Source organism: Arthrobacter sp. HY1533, from assembly GCF_027568515.1.
GTDB lineage: Bacteria > Actinomycetota > Actinomycetes > Actinomycetales > Micrococcaceae > Specibacter.
On record NZ_JANKZF010000013.1, the window covers coordinates 19,048 to 37,697 of the forward strand.

General features: G+C 66.7%; 16 protein-coding genes. 10 read left to right on the forward strand and 6 right to left on the reverse strand.

Annotated elements, in window-relative coordinates:
- Positions 1–20: 20 nt before the first annotated feature.
- Positions 21–770 carry an alpha/beta hydrolase gene (locus tag PCK14_RS11055; protein ID WP_269938689.1) on the reverse strand — a complete coding sequence of 250 codons (750 nt, stop codon included), beginning with the start codon at positions 768–770 and terminating at the stop codon, positions 21–23.
- A 197-nt stretch (positions 771–967) separates the two neighbouring features.
- Here PCK14_RS11055 and PCK14_RS11060 point away from each other — a divergent pair, with 197 nt between their 5' ends.
- Both PCK14_RS11060 and PCK14_RS11065 read left to right on the forward strand, forming a co-directional pair.
- Positions 968–1,906, forward strand: coding sequence for an NADP-dependent oxidoreductase (locus PCK14_RS11060; RefSeq protein ID WP_333474356.1), 939 nt, complete (start codon positions 968–970; stop codon positions 1,904–1,906).
- 273 nt (positions 1,907–2,179) lie between these two features.
- On the forward strand, positions 2,180–3,376 hold the full coding sequence (locus tag PCK14_RS11065) for a hypothetical protein (protein ID WP_269938547.1): 1,197 nt from the start codon (positions 2,180–2,182) through the stop codon (positions 3,374–3,376).
- Positions 3,377–3,454: 78 nt separating this feature from the next.
- Here PCK14_RS11065 and PCK14_RS11070 read toward each other — a convergent pair whose 3' ends face one another.
- Complete coding sequence (locus tag PCK14_RS11070) at positions 3,455–4,372, reverse strand: Lrp/AsnC family transcriptional regulator (protein WP_269938548.1); 918 nt, start codon at positions 4,370–4,372, stop codon at positions 3,455–3,457.
- 225 nt (positions 4,373–4,597) lie between these two features.
- Between PCK14_RS11070 and PCK14_RS11075 the strand changes: the two genes are divergently transcribed.
- From PCK14_RS11075 to PCK14_RS11110, 8 genes are all read left to right on the forward strand, one after another.
- Complete coding sequence (locus tag PCK14_RS11075) at positions 4,598–5,443, forward strand: transporter substrate-binding domain-containing protein (RefSeq protein ID WP_269938549.1); 846 nt, start codon at positions 4,598–4,600, stop codon at positions 5,441–5,443.
- A gap of 44 nt (positions 5,444–5,487) precedes the next feature.
- The gene (locus PCK14_RS11080) at positions 5,488–6,222 is read left to right on the forward strand and encodes an amino acid ABC transporter permease (RefSeq protein ID WP_269938550.1); all 735 of its coding nucleotides are present in this window, start codon (positions 5,488–5,490) and stop codon (positions 6,220–6,222) included.
- Positions 6,219–7,022: an amino acid ABC transporter ATP-binding protein gene (locus PCK14_RS11085; protein WP_269938551.1), complete on the forward strand. Its 804-nt coding sequence runs from the start codon at positions 6,219–6,221 to the stop codon at positions 7,020–7,022. Before PCK14_RS11080 ends, PCK14_RS11085 begins: the two co-directional genes overlap by 4 nt.
- Positions 7,012–8,082 carry a C-terminal binding protein gene (locus tag PCK14_RS11090; protein ID WP_269938552.1) on the forward strand — a complete coding sequence of 357 codons (1,071 nt, stop codon included), beginning with the start codon at positions 7,012–7,014 and terminating at the stop codon, positions 8,080–8,082. The genes PCK14_RS11085 and PCK14_RS11090 overlap by 11 nt, the downstream gene beginning before the upstream one ends.
- Positions 8,075–9,805 (forward strand): amidohydrolase, encoded by a 1,731-nt coding sequence (locus tag PCK14_RS11095; RefSeq protein WP_269938553.1) that lies wholly within the window; start codon positions 8,075–8,077, stop codon positions 9,803–9,805. Before PCK14_RS11090 ends, PCK14_RS11095 begins: the two co-directional genes overlap by 8 nt.
- Positions 9,806–9,815: 10 nt before the next feature.
- Positions 9,816–11,483: a thiamine pyrophosphate-binding protein gene (locus PCK14_RS11100; RefSeq protein ID WP_269938554.1), complete on the forward strand. Its 1,668-nt coding sequence runs from the start codon at positions 9,816–9,818 to the stop codon at positions 11,481–11,483.
- Positions 11,484–11,492: 9 nt separating this feature from the next.
- A complete protein-coding gene (locus PCK14_RS11105) occupies positions 11,493–13,115 on the forward strand; it encodes an amidohydrolase (protein WP_269938555.1) in 1,623 nt (540 codons plus the stop codon).
- 97 nt (positions 13,116–13,212) lie between these two features.
- Positions 13,213–14,646 carry an NAD-dependent succinate-semialdehyde dehydrogenase gene (locus tag PCK14_RS11110; protein WP_442864702.1) on the forward strand — a complete coding sequence of 478 codons (1,434 nt, stop codon included), beginning with the start codon at positions 13,213–13,215 and terminating at the stop codon, positions 14,644–14,646.
- Positions 14,647–14,720: 74 nt separating this feature from the next.
- Here the strand turns inward: PCK14_RS11110 and PCK14_RS11115 are convergent, their stop codons facing one another.
- Genes PCK14_RS11115 through PCK14_RS11130 form a run of 4 tightly spaced genes read right to left on the reverse strand, consistent with a single transcriptional unit; the run spans position 14,721 to position 18,489 of the window.
- On the reverse strand, positions 14,721–15,866 hold the full coding sequence (locus tag PCK14_RS11115; RefSeq protein ID WP_269938557.1) for an amidohydrolase: 1,146 nt from the start codon (positions 15,864–15,866) through the stop codon (positions 14,721–14,723).
- Positions 15,863–16,621, reverse strand: a complete 759-nt coding sequence (locus PCK14_RS11120) for an amino acid ABC transporter ATP-binding protein (protein ID WP_269938558.1) — start codon at positions 16,619–16,621, stop codon at positions 15,863–15,865. Before PCK14_RS11120 ends, PCK14_RS11115 begins: the two co-directional genes overlap by 4 nt.
- On the reverse strand, positions 16,621–17,523 hold the full coding sequence (locus PCK14_RS11125; protein WP_269938559.1) for an amino acid ABC transporter permease: 903 nt from the start codon (positions 17,521–17,523) through the stop codon (positions 16,621–16,623). Before PCK14_RS11125 ends, PCK14_RS11120 begins: the two co-directional genes overlap by 1 nt.
- Entirely contained in the window at positions 17,524–18,489 is a 966-nt protein-coding gene (locus PCK14_RS11130; RefSeq protein ID WP_269938560.1) for an ABC transporter substrate-binding protein, read from the reverse strand.
- Between the last annotated feature and the right edge of the window lie 161 nt (positions 18,490–18,650).

Genomic DNA, 18,650 nt, shown 5'->3' on the forward strand with positions numbered 1-18,650 from the left:
GATGCGCTCACCCGTCCACCCTACGCCCGGCCCAGCAGCCCCAACACGAGATCCCGGCAGATGGCGTACGACTCCGAATGGACGTCGATCAAGTCCATGTGGTCCCCCGGCACCCAGACCAGCCGCGCATCGGCGCCCGCCGCAACCGCAGCGGCAACGTAACTTTCGCTCTGGGAGGCGGGGACGTCGGCGTCGTGCTTGGCATGGACGGCCACCACCGGCACATGTAGGGGAATCGCGGACATGGGGTCGGCCAGGGCAACGTTCTCCCCCAGCAGATTGGCCACGGCATTGCTGCTGAGCCCCAACTGCTGCGCCTGCGCCAGGTTCAGCAGCCCCGACTGGCTGACGACGCCGGTCACCTCCACCGCGGGTTGGGCACCCACCGCGCCGGAAGGGAAGGCGGAACGCCCGGCGGCCCAGACGCCCAGCTGCCCGCCGGCCGAATGGCCCAGAACCACCACGGAGCCCAGGTCAAGGCCGTGTTCTTCTGCCGCAACGGCGAGGGCGTCGATGCCGTGGGCAATGTCCTCGAAGGTGGCGGGCCAGCCGCCGCCGTTGCCCATGCGGCGGTACTCCAGGTTCCAGGCAGCCACCCCGTGCCGGGCCAGGTCGGCGGCCAGCGGCGCACCCAGGTCTGCTGCGTAGGCGCTGCGCCAGTAGCCGCCGTGAATGACCACCGCGACACCGGCCACTGCTGGCCCGTGCGGCAGGTACAGCTCTGCCCACTGGGAAGCATCTCCCCCGTAGCTGTAGCGCTGTGCGGTGATCTCGCTCATAGTGGAAGCCTAGTGCCGACCCGGCAAAAGGCTTCTGCGGGCGCGGGATTCCGCGGATTCTGGGCCCCGTCAACACCGAAAGTTGTGGACTGTCCGGTACAAAAAGTTTTGAAAGTGGGAATCAGCGGCATATTCCGCTGGTTTGCCACTACAGAGCAAGATTTCACCCACGGAAAGGAACCACTCCCATGAGTTCAACCATGAAGGCCATGAGCTACGCACAGTACGGCGGCACCGAGGTCCTGGAGCAGAGCGAACTGCCCACACCCAAGGTGGGGCCGGGCGCAGTCCTTATCCGGGTCAAGGCGGCCAGCGTGAACCCTGTGGACTGGAAGATCATGTCCGGCGGACTGGACCCATTCATGGACGTGCACTTCCCTGTGGTCCCGGGCTGGGACGTGGCCGGCGTGGTGGAGGCCGTTGGCTTTGACACCCCGGAGTTCAAGGTGGGCGACGAGGTCTACGCCTACGGCCGCCGCGATTCCGTGCAGGGCGGCAGCTTTGCCGAGCTCATGGCACTGCCGGCAGCCCTCGTGGCACACAAGCCCGCCGCCCTGTCTTGGGAAGAGGCCGCGGCTCTGCCCCTGACCGGGCTGACCGCCCAGCGCACGCTCAACGCACTGGGCGTGGCAGCGGGCCAGACCCTGCTCATCCACAACGGCTCCGGCAGCGTTGGCCGCTTCGCCATCCAGCTGGCAACCCTGGCCGGCGCCCGCGTCATCGCCACCGGTTCGGCCAAGAACCACAGCCGCCTGAGTGAACTCGGCGCCGAGCCCGTGGAGTACGGCGCCGGCCTCGTGGAGCGCGTGCGTGAACTGGCCCCGGAAGGCGTCGACGCCGTGGCCGACTTCGCCGGCGGAGTGCTGGAGGACTCCCTGGCCCTGCTCAAGGAAGGCGGCAAGCTCGCCTCGATCGCCGACTGGACGGTGCTGCAGCATGGCGGGCAGTACATCTGGGTCCGCCCCGAAGCTGCCGAACTGGAGAAGCTGAGCGCGCTGGTCGAGGCCGGCAAGCTGAGCGTCGACGTTGGCCAGACCTTCCCCATGGAAGAAGCCGCCGCCGCATTCACGGCGAGCATGTCCGGCCACGGCTCGGGCAAGATCGTGCTGACCCCCTTCACCGCCTAACAAACCCCCTCCACCCCCTCCCGCTCCTCCGACGCCGCATCAATTATCGTCCCCTTTTTCCCGACGCAGCATCACTAGATGTCCCCTTTCCGCCAACGCGGCACCACCCAGGGCCCGCACCTTCCCGACGGGCCCAGGATGTGGTGCGGCGTTGGCCAAAAAGCGACGTTAAGTGGTGCTGCGTCACGGGAAAGCCGACATTAAGTGATGCGGCGTTGAGGGGCTTTGGGGCTACCTTTGTAGGGAACCTTCCCACGAAACCCAAGGATTGCAGTGGCCAAGAAGCCCAAGAGCACCAAGAAGTCCCGATTCGGCAACCCCGCCAAGGCGGCCGCCGACGCCGCAACCCGTTCCACCGCCGTGACCTCGGCCGAGGCCCGGCTGGAGCGCGCCATGCTGGCCCTGTCGCCCGGATTCGCTGACTGGCTGGAAGCCCAGGGCCGCCCGGAGCCGTCAATCGACATGAGCCTGCTGATCCTTGACGACTTCTTCGACATGTACCGCATCGTGGAGCCGCAGGTTGACCCCACGGCCCTGGTGCCGGCGGCGGTCCAGGAGGTCATGGACGTCATGGCTGACGCCAACCCGATGGGCGTCATGGGCATGCGCAGCGGCGTCCGCGACTACGTGAACTACCTGGCGGCAGCCCATCTGTGGACAGGCGCCCCGGAGGAGCTGCAGGCGGTTCTCGAGGCGTGCAAGCAGACCGGCGGGCCGCTGGCAGAATCCGGCGAGGTGTCCCCGGGGGACTGGGAGTTTGCCGACGTCTTCATCCCGGAACTCAGCCGTGAGCAAATCGTTGAAACGGCCGTGAACTCCCCGCTCTGGAAGAACTCGCTTGCCCTGCTTGCGTGGCTGGGCGACGGCCGCGAGCTGACGGATGAAGGCACCATGGCGGACCACCCCGACGCCATTGCCGCCCTGTCCCACAGCGGAATCGGCAAGCTCGCCGCCGCGGCCAACTTCGCCACCGACGAGGACCGCAATTCCGCCCGGCTGGCCCTGTACTGGGAACTGCTGAACATGGCCGGCCTGGTGGCCGTCGAGGACAACCACCTCCGCCCCACGCCGGAGGCACAGGCCCTGGACGCCGAGGATGACATGCTCCAGGCCGTGGCGGACCTGGTGGGCCACTTCATTTACATCGTCACCCTCGAGGGGACCGAGGAGGGCGTCTACGAGGAGTGGCACCTGGACATGGCCGACTGGCTGACCCAGGCAGCATCGGAGGAGCCACCCGCCGCCGCGCTGCTCATCGAGGCCCTCGAAAACCCGGACGCCGCCGACCCCGATGTGCTGGCGATCGCCCAGAACATTGCCCATTGGGCGGAGGAGGGCCTGGTCGCCGTGGGCGAATTCGTCGAGGTCCCGCCGGCCTGGCGCATCGATGTCTTCGACATGCTCAAGGACGACTTCACCATCAACGCAACCGGCCCCGGCGCCGAGGCGCAGCAGCCCGAACAGGACTGATTTCCCCCAGTTCGACGGCGGCACGCACCTTCCACGTGGAAGGTGGGGGGCGCCCGCGGAAATTTATCAAGCAAACAGCTAGCGGCCCCCAAGCGTCTCCAGCTGGTCGAGGGTGTTTTCGTAACGCTCCTGGACGATCCTGGTGTGCAGCCACGTCTCCACGTGCCGGACTCCCGGCAGCGACCTGATCCGGGCCACCACGTGGTTGTATTCCAGCTGCGAACTCGTCGCAATGGTGCACACCATGGCGTAGCGGCCAATGGTGCGGGCCACGAATTCCACGCCCTCCACCTCGGCGAGCAGGTCCACGACCTCCTGCGAGGCGTTGCCGGCCAGGGCGATGCCGCAACCGAACACTATGGCGTCACTGGTCCCCTCGCGGCGGGTGATGGCGCCGATTTGCATGATGTTTGCATCCAGCAGCCGCAGCGCCCGGGAGCGGCAGGTGCTCATGGAGACGCCGATGGCCTCGCCAATCTCGGCGAATCCCCTGCGTCCGTCGTGCTGCAGGATGCGCATGATGTCAATGTCCGTCTGGTCAAGGGACAACCGCTCCAGGACAGGCTCCTCGCCCAGGAACAAGCTGCGGATGACCCGCTCGTACAGCAGCACGTTGACGGCGGACACGTTCGGAAGTCCGCTGATGAACGCCACGGTCTCATAGAGCTGGCCCATGGTGCCGAGGCGGATTTCCACGACCACCTGGTGGGTTCCCGTGGTTTCGGAGATGTAGACGGCCGAATCGAGGGTTTCAATGCCGCGCAGGACCGGCTCGCTGGGACCGGAAAGCTGCACCGACAGGTGCGCCAGCACCTCCAGCCCCAGGACGCGCGGGTGCACGGCCGCAATGACCTTGACCTTGCCCGAGGCGAGCAGTTCATTCACGTGCGAGGCAACCATGGCGCGGTTGCTCCCCACCGACTTGGCCAGGTCGCTGTAGGAGGCCCGTCCATCGGCCTGCAGCTGGTGCACCAGCAATGTGTCCAGTTGGTTCATTCCATCTTTATATCAGTACATCGGATGTTTCGGTCAAAAATTTACTTCGACTCATTGGATTCTGAAATCTTGTTCATCAAATCAGCAATCAATCGTGCAGATTTAAGGTAAATCGTCTCATCTGCTGAAAATATGTTGACATTGGGTGGGCTGTGTCACACAATCGTTTAGTCACCCCCACCGGTGCGGCAACCGTGCCGCACCACCCTTCACAGGAGAAATACAATGGCGAACTTCTTCAAACTTGCTGCCGCAGCCTCCATCGGCCTGCTGGCACTTTCCGGCTGTTCAGCTGCTTCGGGGGACGAAGCTGCAACCGGAAACTCCAACACTCCCAAGGACCTGGTCAAGGCAGGCCAGGTCACCTTGTGCATCGACCCGGAGTACCCTCCGCTGGAGTACTACGCGGACGGTTCAGGCGGCGACATCGTGGGCTTTGATGCCGACGCCGGCCGCGCACTGGCCGACTACTGGGGTGTAAAGGTCAAGTTCGAGGTCACCTCTTTTGACGGGCTCATGCCCGGCCTGCAGAGCGGGCGCTGCGACATGATCCTGGGCGGCCTCTACACCAGCCCGGCCCGCCTGCAGGTTGCCGACGCCGCACCCATCATGAACGCCGGCCCGGCAGCCCTGGCTGCCCCCGGCCTGGTCGGCGAGCTCAAGGGCAAGCTGGACCTGTGCGGACGCAAGGTGGTGGCCCAGGCTGCCTCCAGCAACGCCGCCACCATCACGGCCATGGGCGAAGAGTGCAAGGCCGCGGGCAAGGACGCCCCGGCACTCACCGAATACCCCAAGACCTCCGACACCGTCCTGGCCGTGCTCAACGGCAAGGCCGACGTCCTGGTGGAGACCAACGTTGCCGCCGCCTACATGGTGACGCAGAACGCGGGCAAGCTGGAAATGGCCGGCCAAGTCTTTGACCCGGACACCACCTTCGGCGTCTTCAGCAAGAAGGGCAGCACCATGACGCCCGCCATCGCCACCGCTTTCAAGGCCCTCAAGGACGACGGCTCGCTCGGCAAGATTGCGCAGAAGTACAACCTCGACACCTCCATCCTCGAGGTCAAGTAGCCGCATCCGCGCCGTCCACCAATCTTCTTGAGAGGGCATAGATAATGCTTTTTGATCCCAATATCTTCTTCGCGCAGCTGGTCAGCGCCGACTACATCAAGGGCGCAGGCCTGTCGGTGGCCGTCGCCATCGTCTCGCTCATCCTGGCCACCGTCATCGGCTTCTTCATGGCCATCGGCCGCACGGCCAAGCAGCCGTACCTGCGGGCGCCTGCCCACTTCTACGTGTGGTTCTTCCGCGCCATCCCGGCACTGCTGGTGCTGCTGATCATGTGGAACGCCCTGCCGCAGATGTTCCCGGCGCTGCGGGCCGACTGGTTCTCGCCATTCATTGCAGCATCCGTGGGCCTGGGCCTGGTGGAAGCGGCCTTCATGTCCGAGATCATCCGCTCCGCCCTGCTGAGCGTTGACGAGGGGCAGGCCCTGGCCGGCCGCGCGCTGGGCATGTCCCCCGCCAAGGTCATGTTCAAGGTGGTGCTGCCGCAGGCCATCAGGATCGCCCTTCCGCCCACCGGCAACGAGTTCATCGGCCTGGTCAAGTACTCCTCGCTGGCCTCCGTGATCTCGCTGCGTGAGCTGCTCACCACGGCCCAGGTGGGCGTGAACATCACGTTCCGCTACGCCGAATACTATGCAGCGGCCATCGTGTACTACCTGGTGATCGTCTCCATCCTCTCCCTCATCCAAAACATGGTGGAGAAGAAGTTCGCCTGGACCTCCAAGGCAAAGACCACAACCACGCCCGACGCCAGCATCGAGACCAAGGTGGGCATCTCATGAGCACACTCACCCAAACGCCGCAGGAGCGTTCCATGACCAAGCAACCCATCCTCCAGGTGAGGGACCTCCACAAGAGCTACAACGGCAACCCCGTGCTCAAGGGCGTCGAATTCGACATTGAAAAGGGCCAAGTCAAGGCCGTCCTGGGCCCCTCGGGTTCCGGCAAGTCCACCATGCTGCGCCTCATGGCCCTGCTGGAACCGGCCGATTCCGGCCAGATCCTGCTCAAGGGATCCCGGATCGGCAGCAAGGAGCACAAGGGCCGCTCCCTGCACCTGCCCGAACGTGCGCTGGCCGTGCAGCGGCAGGAGGTGGGCATGGTTTTCCAGCGCTTCAACTTGTTCCCGCACCTGAGCGCCGTCCGCAACGTCATGCTGGGCCTGACCAGCGTCAAGGGCGTCTCGCACCACGAAGCCCGCACGCAGGCCCGCGACATGCTGGCCAAGGTGGGCCTGGACAACCGCGCCGAGCACTTCCCGTCCGAACTTTCCGGCGGGCAGCAGCAGCGCGTCGCGATTGCCCGCGCCCTGGTCATGAACCCCTCCGTCATGCTCTTCGACGAGCCCACCTCCGCCCTTGACCCCGAGCTGGTGGGCGAGGTCCTGGAGGTCATGGAGAACCTGGCCGAGTCCGGCATGACCATGATCGTGGTGACCCATGAGGTCCGCTTTGCCCGCCGCGTGGCAGACGAGGTCACCCTGTTCGACGGCGGCGTCATCGTGGAGCAGGCCGAACCCGAGCAGTTCTTTGAAAACCCGCAGCACGAACGCACCAGGAAGTTCCTCAGCCATGTCCACTGACCGCGCACTCCTCGAGAGCCCCGCCACCACCCCGGCCCAGGTTCTCCGGGCCGTCTACACGGACATGGACGACGTCGACTTCCGCCACGGGGTGCGCGTCCTCACCGACGCCGGCTTCGCCGTCGACTACCTCAACAGCACGGACCCGGCCACGATCACGGCCGCCGCGCACGACGCCACGGCCCTGCTGGTGGGCTACGCAACCGTCACCGCCGAGATGATGGATGCCATGCCGGCGCTGCGGATCATTGCGCTGCTGTCCATGGGCTTCAACAACATTGACGTTGATGCAGCCCGCGAGCGCGGCATCTGGGTCACCAACATCCCCGGTGCCGCCACCGAGGAAGTGGCCAGCCACGCCCTGGCCCTGGCGCTCGCCGTGGTGCGGAACTTGCCGTTCTACAGCAATGCCGTGCAGACCGGGGACTGGAACGCCCGGGACACCCTGGTTCCGCCGCGCCTGAGCCAGGCCCGGCTGGGCATCCTGGGCCTGGGCCGCATCGGCACCCGCTTCGCCGACATGGCCAAGACCATTTTTGGCGAGATCGTGGGCTACGACCCCGTGCTGCCGGACACCCCGGAGATCCGGGAGCGGCTGGCCTCGGCAGGCATCCGCCGAACCACGCTCGAGGAGGTGCAGGCCACCTCCAACGTGCTCTCGCTGCACATGCCGCTCACCGAGGAAACGGCCGGCATGGTCCACGCCGGATTCCTGGCCGGCATGCCGGCGGGCTCCTTCCTGCTCAACGTCAGCCGCGGCGCCCTGGTTGATTCGCAGGCCCTGCGCAACGCGGTCGACGCCGGCCACCTCGCCGGGGCGGGCCTGGACGTCCTGGATGCTGAGCCGCCAACGGCCGGACACCCCTTGCTGGGCAGCCCCCGCATCCTCATTACCCCGCACGTGGCCTACTACTCCGGTTTCACGGAGGGCGAGTACGTGCGCCAGCAGGCCCAGAACGTGGCCGCCTGGCTGGCCGGTGGACGCCCCGACTCCCCCGTCGCCGAGCTCCCCCACACCCCATCCGCAACCCCGACCGCCGGGAGAGAAGACCATGCGTAAACTCAACGCCTTTGAAAGCCGCCCGTTTGGGCACCGTGCAGTGATTGTCACCGCCGAGCGCATCCACACCATGGACCCGGCAAAGCCCACCGCCGAGGCATTCCTGATGATCGGCCCGGAGATTGCCGCCGTCGGCACCCTGGCGCACTGCCGCGAGGCAGCCGCGGCCCACGGAAGCGAATACCCTGACTTCCGCGACTTCCCCGGCGCCACCATTGTGCCCGGCTTCATCGACGCCCACGCACATCCGCTCATGTACGGGCAGATGATGAGCTGGGTGGACTGCGGCCCGGACAAGGCCTCCACCATTCCGGAAATTGTTGCCCTGCTCCAGGAAGCCGCCAAGGCCATCCCGAACGGCCTGCCCGTGCGTGGCTACGGCTACGAGCACCGCAACCTGGCCGAGGAACGCCACCCCACCCGCTTTGAGCTGGACGCCGTGGCCCTTGACCGCGAGGTGTACCTCATGAACGCCTCCGGGCACGGCGGCGTGGTCAACTCCCACACGCTGGCCATCAACAACATCACGGCCGCCACCCCCAACCCCGACGGCGGCGAGTTCTTCCGTGACGGCCATGGGGAGCTCACCGGCGAGCTCTCCGACGCCGCCTGCAACATCCTCACGGGCGTTGACGGGGTCAAGATCGGCCACCACGGCCCCAACTTCCACCTCGGCGACGAGCCCGCGGAGCACCTGCGCCAGCTCGGCGTGGCCCAGGAGAGCTTCCTTGCCGGCGGCGTCACGAGCATCGGCGACGCCCAGGTTTCCCGCCGCGAGTTCGACATGTACCTGCGCCTGGCCGCGGAAAACCAGCTCAAGGTCCGCGTCAGCATGTACCTGCTCTCCCACCTGCTCGACGACGCCCTGGACATGGGCCTGCACGGCCAGTTCGGCAACGCACACCTGAGCTTCGCCGGCATCAAGCTGTACGCCGACGGCACCCTGGGCGGCTGGACCGCCTACTTCCCCGACGGCTACGTGGGCGACCCATGCCGCACGGGCCAGCTCTACCACGAGCCCGCCGCATACAAGGAGCTCATCAGCAAGGCGCACGGTGCCGGGCTGCAGACGGCCACCCACGCACAGTCGCCCACCGCGATTGAGATGGTCATCGACGCCATCGAGTCGGCCCTGGCCGAACGCCCCGACGCCGACGCCCGGCACCGGATCGAGCACTGCGGGCTGCCCACCAGGGAGCAGATCACGCGCATGGCTGCCTCCGGCATCCGCCCCGTCAACCAGCCCCAGCACTACTACAACTGGGGCGAGGGCGTGCAGCAGGCCATCGGCACCCCCGGCGAACGCTTCAACCCGCTGGGCGAGTTCATTGACGCCGGCGTCACCATGGCCATCAGCTCCGACGCACCCGTGGCCGAACCGCGCCCGCTCGAGGCCATCCAGGCCGCCGTGACCCGCGTGACCCGCAACGGCCACAAGCTGGGCCCGGACAACCTCTGCATCACGGCCGCCGACGCCCTGGCCGCACACACCATCAACGCGGCTTCTGCACTGGGCCGCGAGGATGACCTCGGCTCGCTGTCCGTGGGCAAGAAGGCCGACTTCGCCGTGCTGGCGCAGGACCCGCTGGCCACCGCCGCCGAGTCCATTGCAGCCATCGGCGTGCTGCAGACCTGGATTGGGGGCAGCTGCCAGTTCACCGCAGAACTGGACGAACCCGCCCTGGCCGCCACCCTCCCCTCCCTCTACTCCGTGAACTCCTAGGACCGCACCCATGCAAACACAAGCCACAGCCCCCGCCGCTGAAAGCACCGCGGCACCGGTGCCCGTCACCAACAACGCCGGCTACGCCATCCTGAAGACGCTGCGCAACTACGGCGTGGACACCATCTTCGGCATCCCCGGCACGCACAACCTGGAGTTCTACCGCCACCTGGCACCCCTGGGCATCCACCCCGTCACCACCCGGCACGAGCAGGGCGCCGGTTACGGCGCCGACGGCTGGGCCCAGCAGACCGGCCTGCCCGGCGTGGTCATCACCACCTCCGGCCCCGGGCTCTTGAACGCCCTCTCGGCCGCGGGCACCGCGTACTGCGAGTCCCGGCCGCTGGTCATCCTCTCCCCCGGCGTCCCGGAGGGCGAGGAGTTCGCCGACATCGGATCCCTGCACGAGACCAAGGATTCCACGGCTGCCGCCGGTGCCATCGTGGAATGGAGCCGCCGCGTCCACTCGGCCAGCGAGGCCGTGCAGGCCATCCACGACGCCTTCGAAATCTTCCGCTACGGCCGTCCCCGCCCCGTGCACATCGAGGTGCCGCTGAACATCCTCGAGAGCCTGTCCGACGCCCCCGCTGAACTGCTCGAGGCCAAGCCGCGCCGGGCCGCCCAGGAAGCCGACACCGCATCCGTCGCCGAGGCCGCAGCATTGCTGGCCGCGGCAGTGCGTCCCGTAATCCTGGCCGGCGGCGGTTCCATCCCGGCCGGGCGCACCCTGGCCGAGCTGGCCGAACTGCTGCAGTCCCCCGTGGTCACCACGCTCAACGGCAAGGGTGCCCTGCCCGAAACCCACCCGCTGTCCCTGGGCTCGGACATCCGCCTGCCCGCCGCCCAGGAACTGTGCGACGGCGCCGACGTGCTTCTGGTGGTCGGCTCCAAGGTGGGCGAATCTGAAATGTGGGGCGGCAAGCTGGCCCCGCGGGGCAAGGTGATCCGGGTCGACATCCTGGCCTCGCAGGCCAACAAGAACATCGACTCCCACATTGCCCTGACAGGCGATTCCGGCGCCGTGCTGCGCCAGCTCCTGGGCGCGATCGGCAGCCAGGCGCGTGCCGCCGTCGACCTTTCAGAGTTGAAAACAGCCTTGCGCGCCCAGGCCCGGGCGCTCTCCCCCGAGCTGAGCCGCATCGCCGAGCTGGCCGCCTCCGTGATGCCCGCCAACACCATTGTGGGCGGGGACTCCTCGCAGATCACCTATCTGGGCACGGCGTCGTTCATCCCGCAGGAATCTCCGCACTCCTTCCTCTACACACCGGCCTACGCCACGCTGGGCTACGGACTGCCGGCCTCGATCGGCGCCAAGGTTGCCTCGCCGGAACGCCCCGTGGTGTGCATCCTGGGCGACGGCGCCCTCATGTTCGCCGTGCAGGAAATGATCACGGCCGTGGAGCAGCGCCTGGACTTGGTGGTGGTGTGCGTGGACAACGGCGGCTACGCCGAAATCCGCTCCAACGAGGCCGACCGCGGCATCCCGGCCGTGGGCGTGGACCTGGTCCAGCCCAACTGGGCAGCCCTGGCCACCGCCTTTGGCGGCACGGGACACGCCATCACGGACGCCGCGGACTTTGCCCCGGCATTGCGCAGCGCCGTGGAGGGACGCGGCCTGCACGTGCTGCATGTGCCCGTGGAACTCTTCTCGTACGCCGCCCCGGCAGCCTCAAACTAGGACGCAGCAATGACACTCACCCCCACACAGTCAAGCACCGCCGGCACGGAGATCAGCCAGGCGGCCAAGGGCACCGCGCAGGCGTGGATTGATGCCAACATGGACAGGCTGTCCGTCTGGCACAAGCACATCTGGGAGCTGGCCGAGCCGGCCTGGCGCGAGTACAAGTCGGCCCAGTGGTACGTTGAGCTGCTGCGCGCCGAGGGCTTCACGGTGGAGGCCGGCAGCGCCGGCATGCCCACGGCGTTTAGCGCCGAGTGGTCCCACGGCGACGGCGGCCCCGTGCTGTTGACGTATGCCGAATACGACGCCGTGCCCGGCAACTGCCAGTCCGCCGGAACGGACCCTGAACCCCGCGAGGGCCTGAGCCCCTACGCACCCGGGCACACGGACCCGCATTCGGCGCTGGGCATCTCAACGCTCGCCGGCCTGCTCGGCACGAAGCACGCCATGGAGGTCCACGGCATCGCCGGCACGCTGAAGTACACGGGCGAGCCGGCCGAGAAGGTCCAGGGCTCCAAGGTGGTCCACGGCCTGCGCGGATACTACGACGGCGTGGACGCGATTGTCAGCTTCCACCCGTTCTACATGCTGCCACTGTGCAACACGGCCCGCTGGGACACCCAGTGCGGCAGCTATTACAGCAAGGTCTTCACGTTTGTGTGCGACGAGCCGGAGACGTGGCAGCTGTCCGCCAACCCGAACTCGCCCATCCCGGCCTCGCACTCTGCGGCGCGCGCCCCGGGCGCCAACGTTGCCCTGATGAGCATGTACACGTCCACGCGCGTCATGCAGGATGCCATGCTGCCCAGCTTTGGCGGCTGGTCCCTGTCCGACGCCATCTTCACGCAGGGACAGGCCACGGCCGACAACCTGCCGGCCCGGATAGCGCAGATCCAGTACTCCTGGCGCTGCCCCACCCTGGAAATGGCCGAGCACGTGCTGGCCGTCCTGGACCGCAACGCCGAGCATGCGGCGGCCCTGGCCCATTGCCGGCTGGAGACCACGTGGGTTGCCCGCAACCGCCCCGGCCGCACCAACCATGTGCTGGCGCAGGCCCTGTACAACAACCTGGAGCAGGTGGGCGCCCCGCAGTACGGCTCCGAGGCCATTGCCGCGGCCCAGAAAATCCAGCAGACCCTGGGCATGGAGCCCATGGACAAGCCGTTCCTGGACGAGTGCGAGGCCCTCATCAGCCCGCAGGATGCCGAGGCCGCACTGCGCGAGCACCTGGCCCCGTGGCAGAAGAACTGGACCAGCGACGACTACGTGGAAATGACCCACTACGCGCCCACCGTCCGCTTCTACGTGTCCCGGCCTGCGCTCAAGCCGGCTCCGGGCCAGGGCGCCTACCCGGGCTGGGTCATGAACGCCCTCGGCGGCATCCCTGCCACGATTGACCCCACGATCGATGTGGCTGGCAAGACCATTGCCGGCACGTTCGTGGACCTGCTGACCCGCCCCGAGCTGGTGGATGCGGCCAAGGCCGAATTCTCCCAACGCACCGCGGAGGACCCGAGCCCGGCGCTGCTGCCGGCCGATTTCATGCCGCCGGTGGAGTTCGCCTGGCCCGACTACTCGGCCGCCCCCGGCGCCGGGCGGGTCTGGTATCCCAAGGCCGCCGGGCAGTAGACTGGCGCACCATGAGCGCAGGGCCGGACCGGCCACCAAGCCGGTCCGGCCCTGTGCCGTATCCACACCTTGTTAGCCGGCACCGCGCCGGATGTTGATGACTGAAAGAAAAGGCCCTTCCGTGTCCCAGACGCCAACACAAAACAGCCCCGCCGCCCTGCGCTACCGGGTGGTCAACCCGGCCACCGGGGCCGTCGTGGAAGAATTCCCCACCGCCACCGATGACCAGGTGCAGGAGGCCCTCGCGGCCGCCGAATCCGCCTACCAGCTCTGGCGTGCCACCCCCATTGGTGAGCGTGCCGCCGTCGTTGGCCGCATTGCCGAACTGTTCGAGGAACGCAAGGACCAGCTGGCCGCCATCATCACCGAGGAGATGGGCAAGCGCCTGTCCGAATCGGTGGGCGAGGCCGAGTTATCGGCCGAGATCTTCAACTACTACGCCCAGGAAGGCCCGGGCCTGGCCGCGGACCAGCCCATCAAGGCCATCAACGGAGCCCGCGCCGTCATCCAAAAGCGCCCCGTGGGCCCGCTGCTGGGCATCATGCCGTGGAACTTCCCCTACTACCAGGTGGCCCGCTTTGCCGCCCCAAACCTGGTGCTGGGCAACACCATCATCCTCAAGCATGCCGAGAACTGCCCCCGTTCGGCCCTGGCCATGGAGCAGCTCATGCTCGACGCCGGCCTGCCGCGCGGCGCCTACATCAACCTCTTTGCCTCCCACGCCCAGATCGAGACCATCATTGCCGATCCCCGCATCCAGGGTGTTTCCCTCACCGGCTCCGAACGGGCCGGTGCCGCCGTGGCCCAGATTGCCGGGCGCAACCTGAAAAAGGTGGTCCTGGAACTGGGCGGCTCGGACCCCTACATTGTGCTGGCCAGCGACGATGTGAAGGCCTCCGCGCAGGCAGCCTTTGCCACGCGCATGGAGAACGCCGGGCAGGCGTGCAACTCCAACAAGCGAATGATCGTCATGGACAACATCCACGACGAGTTCGTGGCCGAGCTGGCCGGCCAGGCCGCCGCACTGGCCCCGGGCAACCCCACGGGGGACGACGCCGGAACGTACGTTCCGTTGTCATCCGAGACTGCCGTTGAGGGCCTGTTGGCGCAAATCAACGACGCCGTGGACAAGGGCGCAATCCTGCACGCCGGAGGGGCGAGGGCCGGGCAGGCCGGCGCCTACCTGGCACCCACAGTGCTCAGCGGCGTCACGCCGGGCATGCGCGCCTTCAGCGAGGAGCTATTTGGCCCCGTGGTGGTTGTCTACAAGGTCTCCAGCGACGCCGAGGCAGTGGAGCTGGCCAACAACTCCGACTACGGGCTGGGTGGCGCCGTGTTCGCACCCGATGCGGACCGCGCACTGGCCGTGGCCCAGCAGATCAACTCCGGCATGGTGGCAGTGAATGCCGCCGCCGGGGAAGGCGCGGACATGCCGTTCGGCGGTGTGAAGCGCTCGGGCTACGGCCGGGAGCTGGGCCCGCTGGGCATGGAGGAGTTCGTCAACAAGCAGCTGCTGTACGTGGCTGGCTGATTTCCGCCCGCCACACAGAAAAGGCGTGGACCCGGGCCGTGATTTCCACGGCCCGGGCCCACGCCTTTGTGCAGCTAGGCCTGGCCTGCCAGCAGCCGGCTGCGCTGTGCGGGGTCGGTGGCCAGGTCCACGCACGTCCAGGCCATGGCGAGGGCGCCGTCCCACACCACCTGGTCCCCCAGTGCCGATGCTGCAGCGTCGGCAAAGGCGCTGTCGTGGATGCCGGGGCAGCCCTCGCCCAGGCTGATCATGGGGTGGATGGTGGGGTATTCGTGGGACACATTGGCCATGTCGGTGGAGCCCCCGCGGCGCCCGGCGGGCGTGAGCGGCCGGCCCAGGCGCGCCGAATTGGCGGCGAACAGCCCGGCCATGGCAAGGTCTGTGCGCAATTCGGCATAGACGGGGCCGTCCTGGACCATCTCCAGGGTGGCGCCTGTTGCCAGCGCGCCCGCCTCCATGCACCGTTTCAGGACCGCTGTGGCCCTGGCCAGGGAATCAACATCGTGGGCACGGACCATCCACTCCCCCGTGGCACGGTCCGGGATGACATTGGGCGCGGTCCCGGCCGAAGCAACATATCCGTGGATTTGCTGGCCCGGCTCAAGCTGCTGCCGGGCCAGGCCGATCGCGGTCATGGCGACCGTCACAGCATCCAGTGCGTTGATCCCCTCCCAGGGTGCGGCGGAGGCGTGGGCGCCACGGCCAAGGTAGGACACCTTGTAGCCGGCACAGGCGTAGGGAAGCATTTCCACCTCGTCCACGTCGCCGGGGTGGATCATCATGGCGGCGTGGGTGCCGGCAAAGTCCCCCTGTTCCAGCATCAGGACCTTGCCGCCGCCGTTTTCCTCGGCCGGGGTGCCGAGCAGGCGCATTGTCATGCCCAGCTCGTCCGCCACGGGGGCCAGGGCGGCAAAGGCGCCCAGCGCGGCGGCGGCAATCACGTTGTGGCCGCAGGCGTGGCCCAGGCCGGGCAGGGCATCGTATTCGGCGCAGATGGTCAGGACCAGCGGACCCGATCCGGCCTCTGCCTTGAGGGCCGTGGGCAGCGCCCCGAGCCCTGCCTGCACGCGCGCCCCGGGGATGCTTCCGAGCTCCTCGGCCAGCCACTTGACCGCCTGGAACTCCGCAAACCCAAGCTCGGGATTCCGGTACAGCTTGTGGCTGAAGGCCGTCACGGCGGCAAAGTTCTCCCGCAGCCCCTGCTCAACCCGGGCCTTCACAGGACCTTAGCCAGGAAGGACTTGGTCCGTTCGTGCTGCGGGTTTCCCAGCACCTCCCGGGGGTCGCCCTGTTCCACGATCACGCCGTTGTCCATGAACACCACCACGTCACCCATCTCCCGGGCAAAGCCCATCTCGTGGGTCACCACAATCATGGTCATGCCGTCGCGGGCCAGCTGCTTCATGACGTCCAGGACCTCGCCCACCAGTTCCGGGTCCAGTGCCGAGGTGGGTTCGTCAAAGAGCATGACGTCCGGGTTCATGGACAGTGCCCGGGCTATGGCCACGCGTTGCTGCTGGCCGCCCGAGAGCTGGGACGGGTAGTTGTCCATGCGGTCGGCCAGCCCCACCTTTGCCAAGAGTTCCTCGGCGTGCCGCTGGGCTTCCTTCTTCCCCATTTTCAACAGCTTGACGGGGCCAAACATCACGTTCTCCTTGGCGGTCATGTGGCCAAAGAGGTTGAAGGACTGGAAGACCATGCCGATCTTGGAGCGGCGCCTGTCGATCTCTTGCGCCGACGCCTCCCGGAGCCGGTCCCCGTGGACGTCGTAGCCGATCATGCGCCCGCCCACGGTGATGGCGCCCGACGTCGTCATTTCCAGGTGGTTGACGCAGCGCAGCAGGGTGGACTTTCCGGATCCGGAGGGGCCAATGAGGCAGACCACCTGCTGCTCCTGCACCGTGAGGTTGATGCCCTTGAGGACCTCCACCGGCCCGAAGCTCTTGTGGACGTTGAGAAACTGCACGGTTGACATTATCTTTGGGCCTTTCCAAGCAGGAGGGCGTTGCCCTTGGAGTATTTCTTTTCCAGACGGGACTGCCCCATGGTCAGGATGGTGGTCAGCAGGATGTACCAGAGGCTGGCAACAATCAGCAGCGGGATCTGCTTGAGGTTCTGGGCGTAGATCTGCTGGGTGTTGTAGAGCAGGTCGCCCACACCGATCACAATGACCAGCGACGTTGTCTTGAGCATGGAGATGACCTCATTGCCCACAGGCGGAATGATGACCTTCATGGCCTGGGGGATCACCACGTGGCGCAGGGTGTTGAGGCGGCTGAAGCCCATGGCCCGGGATGCTTCCGACTGCCCTGCCGGAACGCTGAGCAGTCCGGCCCGGACAATCTCCGCCATGTAGGCGCCTTCATTGAGGCCCAGCCCGAGGATTGCGGCGGCAAACAGCGAGATGACGTCGTTGGTGTTCCATTCAATGAAGGTGGGGCCCCACGGAATCCCCAGCCCGATCTTGGGGAACAGGACTGCCGCGAATCCCCAGAACAGGAGCTGGACCAGCAGGGGCGTGCCACGGAAGAACCAAATGTAGGCGCCGGACACTGCACGCAGCAGCCAGTTGTCCGACATGCGCATGACGGCCACCACCAGCCCCACCACAAAGCCGATCACCATGGCGATGACTGTCAGCTCCAGGGTGACCAGCAGGCCGCCCAGGATGCGCTTGTCGAAGAGGTACTTGCCCACGGTTGGCCAGCCAAAGCCGGGGTTGGTGAACAGCGTCCACACTCCGTAGACCATGGCGAAAAGGACCACGACGACGGCGGCAAGCTGGCCCGGGCGGCGCCGCTTGAGGATCGGTTTGGTGGTCAGGGACAGGAAATCGTGGGAACGCTCCACGGGCACCTCCAGCGTTGATTCAGCCAATTAGCCCACCACCGTGGGGTTGATTTCCGACTTCTCGATTGACGAGGGGGCAAGGTTCCAGGCGCCCATGATCTTGCCGTAGGTGCCGTCTTCCATGAGGGACTGGATGGCTGCGGAGAAGGCCTTGACCAGCTTGCCGTCGCCCTTGGCCATGGCGACGCCCACCAGGGACGGGTCCACCAGGATGGAGTCAACCTGGGCAAAGGCGTCGGGCTGGATCTGTGAGTAGTAGGCCGTCAGCGCGTTGTCGGCCAGCATGGCCTGCGCCCGGCCGGAGGCAATGGCCTGGTTGGCGCTGTCCTGCTGCGGCAGCAGCAGCGGGGTGATGGCCTTCTTGCCCGCATCGGTGCAGGCTTTTTCAAAGTTTGGCATGACTGTCAGTGCCTGGGTGGTGCCGGTCTGTGCGGTGACTGTCTTGCCGCACAGGTCAAGGATCTCGTGGAAGTCGCCTTCGGTGCCCTTCTTGACGATGACGGAGGTGCCGCCCTTCATGTAACTGGCCATGTCCACTGCGGCCGTGCGTTCCGGGGTGATGGAGAAGGCAGCCCAGGAGGCGTCGTAGCGCTTGGACTCCAGGCCTGCGAGGATGCCGTTGAAGTCTCCCTTGGTGATTTCAATCTTGATGCCCATCTTGTTGGCCACGGCCAGGGCCATGTCCGGCTCGAGGCCAATGATGTTGCCGCTGTTGTCGGTGAAGTCAATGGGCGCATAGGTCGGATCGGTCACGAGCTTCATGCTCCCGGCGGCCTTGATGCCCTCCGGCAACAGCGCCTGGACAGCGGGGTCGGCCTTCACGGCCTTGGCCGCGTCCTGCCCTCCGGCCCCCAGCGCCACGGCGGCTCCCCCCGATGCGTCGCTGACCGGCTCCGGCGCCTCTGAGTTGGTGCACCCGGCCAGCGCAGAAACCAGCAGGGCTGACGACAGGAGCAATGCGGTCTTGGTCAGGAGGGGGTTCTTCTTCATCATGTCTCCATTGGCAGAATGTAGGGTTGTGTAAATAATATGTGTAACTTATTATTTGTGTGACGGGGGACACTGTCAAGGCTTGTCCGCAACAAAGAGCCCCGTTGGCAGCCGGCATTGCCGCGGCTTGCCGGAACACAGTCCGGGGCGCAGATCCGCCCCGG

Bases quoted from the DNA above. Each gene is read 5' to 3' on its own strand.
- PCK14_RS11060 (WP_333474356.1), top strand. From the start codon at position 968: ATGAGTTCAACCATGAAGGCCATGAGCTACGCACAGTACGGCGGCACC.
- PCK14_RS11110 (WP_442864702.1), top strand. From the start codon at position 13,213: ATGACTGAAAGAAAAGGCCCTTCCGTGTCCCAGACGCCAACACAAAAC.
- PCK14_RS11070 (WP_269938548.1), bottom strand. From the start codon at position 4,372: ATGAACCAACTGGACACATTGCTGGTGCACCAGCTGCAGGCCGATGGA.
- PCK14_RS11130 (WP_269938560.1), bottom strand. From the start codon at position 18,489: ATGATGAAGAAGAACCCCCTCCTGACCAAGACCGCATTGCTCCTGTCG.
- PCK14_RS11080 (WP_269938550.1), top strand. From the start codon at position 5,488: ATGCTTTTTGATCCCAATATCTTCTTCGCGCAGCTGGTCAGCGCCGAC.
- PCK14_RS11090 (WP_269938552.1), top strand. From the start codon at position 7,012: ATGTCCACTGACCGCGCACTCCTCGAGAGCCCCGCCACCACCCCGGCC.
- PCK14_RS11075 (WP_269938549.1), top strand. From the start codon at position 4,598: ATGGCGAACTTCTTCAAACTTGCTGCCGCAGCCTCCATCGGCCTGCTG.
- PCK14_RS11100 (WP_269938554.1), top strand. From the start codon at position 9,816: ATGCAAACACAAGCCACAGCCCCCGCCGCTGAAAGCACCGCGGCACCG.
- PCK14_RS11120 (WP_269938558.1), bottom strand. From the start codon at position 16,621: ATGTCAACCGTGCAGTTTCTCAACGTCCACAAGAGCTTCGGGCCGGTG.
- PCK14_RS11105 (WP_269938555.1), top strand. From the start codon at position 11,493: ATGACACTCACCCCCACACAGTCAAGCACCGCCGGCACGGAGATCAGC.
- PCK14_RS11095 (WP_269938553.1), top strand. From the start codon at position 8,075: ATGCGTAAACTCAACGCCTTTGAAAGCCGCCCGTTTGGGCACCGTGCA.
- PCK14_RS11085 (WP_269938551.1), top strand. From the start codon at position 6,219: ATGAGCACACTCACCCAAACGCCGCAGGAGCGTTCCATGACCAAGCAA.